The 3,296-nt window shown below is 56.7% G+C and carries 2 protein-coding genes; one reads left to right on the top strand and one right to left on the bottom strand.

Features of this window, described 5'->3' with window-relative positions; translation table 11 throughout:
• Positions 1-229: 229 nt before the first annotated feature.
• Positions 230-2,347, bottom strand: a complete 2,118-nt coding sequence (gene rlmKL, locus EJP87_RS14845; RefSeq protein WP_130472641.1) for a bifunctional 23S rRNA (guanine(2069)-N(7))-methyltransferase RlmK/23S rRNA (guanine(2445)-N(2))-methyltransferase RlmL — start codon at positions 2,345-2,347, stop codon at positions 230-232.
• Positions 2,348-2,443: 96 nt separating this feature from the next.
• Here rlmKL and rsgA point away from each other — a divergent pair.
• Positions 2,444-3,296: ribosome small subunit-dependent GTPase A (gene rsgA, locus EJP87_RS14840; RefSeq protein ID WP_130472640.1), on the top strand; the 853-nt coding region annotated here is incomplete at its 3' end.

The raw sequence follows: 3,296 nt of genomic DNA, 5'->3' as shown, positions 1-3,296 counted from the left end.
GGGCAAAGCCCTGCTGGTAATGTGCGGCGTTTCACAAAAGCGAATGCTTAAGCATTCGCGCACGCCGCACAGATTTGTGCCCCGCAGGGGCACTCTTTGGGAGGGCGGACGCCCGACATGCACAGTTTCGATTGTAGCAACAGTGAGGAGATTGGCAAATGCGATTGCCCTGTGTCTGGACAGGTGGGGCGTTGTACTCTTGGAATTGATTGAGATAACATTTTGCTGTTTATAATCTTTTCATCATCCAAGTGCGATGAAAATGGGGATTGCGTTGAAAGTCTCGCGGCAGGGTGAGTCGGCTGCACTCCTGGATCTGCAGTTTTGGGGAGAGCTTATCGGTCTGCAACTGGAAACGACGGGCATGGGTGATAAACAACAGCGTGCCGCCGGGAGCCAGGCGTTGGCAACAGTGGTTGATCAATGTGGGATGATCCCGATCGACCTCCCAATGGTTGGCCATCCGTTTTGAGTTGGAGAAGGTGGGGGGAGCAAGCAAGATCAGATCATAGAGTTGGCGATCGTGTTGGATCCACTGCAGGCAGTCCTCCTGAATCAGTTGGTGCTGTTCCTGGAGGGCAAACTGGTTCAAAGTCAAATTGCGTTCGGCCCAGGCGAGGTAGGTGCGGGAGAGATCCACAGAGGTGGTAGAGAGGGCGCCACCGGCAATGGCATAGACAGTGGCCGAAGCGGTGTAGGCAAAGAGATTGAGAAATCGTTTGCCAGGGGCCATCTGCCGAATCTGCTGGCGGAGCAGGCGTTGATCGAGAAAGAGGCCGCTGTCCAGATAGTCGCTGAGGTTGATCCAGAAGAGCAGTCCATTTTCCTGCACAGCGATAAAATGGTTTTCGTTGTCTTGTTTACCATATTGCATATTCTTTTTTTGCATATGGCGCAGTTTGCTGATGATTCGTTCGGGAGGAATCTGCAGCACCTGGGTGATGCCATGGAGCATCTCTGCGGCGCGCAGGCTGGCTTTGTCGGCGGCGATGGTGCTGGGAGGTTGATACTCCTGGAAATGGACCCATTCGCCATACAGGTCGATGGCAGCCGCATATTCCGGCATGTCGGCATCATAGAGGCGTAGACAACTGATGTCTTCCCGACGTGCCCAGGGCAGCAATTGTTTGCAATTTTTTTGCAGACGGTTGGCAAAATGGTTGCTCTCTTGCTGTTTTTGTGGGTCTACTTGTTTTTCTGGGGCAAAGATCCAGAGGTGGCAGGGCAAAGGACCATTATGCAGGAGCAGATCCTGTGCGGGACGCAGGCCGACATTTTTCAGCAGCTCGGCACGGGAGGTAAAGAGTGCCCGCTGCCAATGGGGGGTCACCTGCCGCATCTTTTCGCCCAGTTGCTGGTAGAGCAGAGGCAAGCTTTCCTCCTCCTCCTGGCGCACACCATAGGGAGGATTGACCACCAGCAATCCATAATCGGGCAGAGGATCCTGGCGGGAGAGTTGTTGCAGCGGACGCAGCGCCAGTTGCACATGTTCGGCGAGACCAGCCTGGCGAATATTTTGTTGGGCGGCGCGCAAGGCGCTGGGATCATGGTCCCAGGCAAAGAGAGGGGGCAGCGTGCGCAAGCCTTGTTCTGCCTGTTGTTGGGCTTCGCTGCGCAGTTCGTTCCAGGCGCTGCTGTCAAAGCCGGGCAGACGATGAAAGCCAAAACTCTTTTGCAGCAGGCCGGGTGCAATATTGGCGGCGATCCAGGCCGCTTCGATGACCAGAGTGCCTGAGCCGCACATGGGGTCGAGGAGAGCTCCCTGCTGGGCGGCGATTTGTGGCCAGTCGGCAAAAAGCAGAATGGCAGCGGCCAGGGTTTCGCGCAGGGTGGCGGAGGTGGGTTGCAGCCGCCAGCCACGGCGATGCAGGCCATTGCCGGAGAGATCGAGACTCAAGCGGGCTTTATCGGCCTGCAGACGCAGGTGGATGCGCAGATCGGGTTGTTCGGTGTTGATCGAGGGACGCTCTTGGCCGCGACTGCGGAAGCGATCGACGATGGCATCCTTGACCTTGAGCGCGCCGAAATGGGAGTGGCGAAAAAGGCTGTTGGTGCCGGTAAAATCGACCGCGAAGGTGGAGTGGCTGTGCAGATACTCTTCCCAGGGGATCTCTTGGATGGCTTGGTGGAAGGCGGTGCTGTCGAGGCCGGGAATTTTGGCCAAGGGCAGAAGGATGCGACTGGCGACGCGCGACCAGAGGGCGATGCGCATGGTGGTGTGCGGGGAGGCGAGACAGGCAACACCGGCGATACCAGGACGGATGGCGGAGGCTCCCAGTTGACGCAATTCGTTGGCGAGGAGGGGCTCGAAGCCGGCGGCGGTGGTGATGAATAGGGAGGAATCCATGAATGATCTCCTTGTAGGACGGGAAGGAGAGGACTATAAAGCGAAACCAGTCCTGCTGCCAGGGCGGATTATGCGCGCGGAGGGAGGCCAGAGTTTATGATACGCAAGAAGCGGGGATCAAGAGATTTATCGGAGCGGCAACGGGGTCAGATTGCCCATACGGAACATAAGCGTTCGAGCAGCATGGCGGTGCATGGGGAGGAGTTGTTGCGTTGTTTGGGTCGGGAGGCTTTTGGCCCCGAGGAGGAGGGGTTGGTGATTGCCCATTATGGCTTGAACATTGAGGTAGAGGATGGGCAAGGTGAGAGGTTTCGTTGTGCGGTGCGCAAGAGTTCGACTGGGGAGCCGGTGTGTGGGGATCGGATATTATGGATGCGTGCGGCCAATGGTCAGGGGGTAATCAATCGCATTTTGCCGCGTCAATCGTTGTTGCAAAGGCCGTTGGCGGGACAGCGTTTACAGGTAATAGCGGCCAATGTGCAGCGGATTTGGATTGTTTTTGCGGCCACCGAGCCGAACATGGGATTGTTGGATCGTTATTTGGTGGCGGCTGGGGTAGCTGGTATTGCGGCGGCAATTGTGGTCAATAAGATTGATTTATTGGCGGATGTGGCCGAGGCGGAGGCACGTTTTGCCCATTATCGGCAGATGGGCTATGCGGTCTATTATGTCTCGACGCGCGACAAGCGTGGCATGGCGGAGTTGGCGTCAGGGATGCGTGGATTCATATCGGTATTGGTAGGGGAATCGGGTACGGGCAAATCCTCGTTATTGGCGGAGTGGGTAGGTGCGGAGAGCATCAAGATTGCAGAGATTAGCCAATGGAGTGGCAAGGGACGGCATACGACGACGGTGACCTCCTGGTATCATTTACCGGATGGTGGAGCGGTGATAGATTCGCCTGGGATTCGCGAGTTTGGATTATATGGGGTAGAGGCAGCGGAGGTAG

The organism is Candidatus Magnetaquicoccus inordinatus (genome assembly GCF_004217665.1).
Classification (GTDB): Bacteria; Pseudomonadota; Magnetococcia; order Magnetococcales; family Magnetaquicoccaceae; genus Magnetaquicoccus; species Magnetaquicoccus inordinatus.
This window is presented reverse-complemented; position numbering and strand designations above follow the sequence as displayed.

What these genes read in the sequence shown, in the direction of transcription:
- rlmKL (WP_130472641.1), bottom strand. Translation starts at nt 2,347, where the DNA reads ATGGATTCCTCCCTATTCATCACCACCGCCGCCGGCTTCGAGCCCCTC.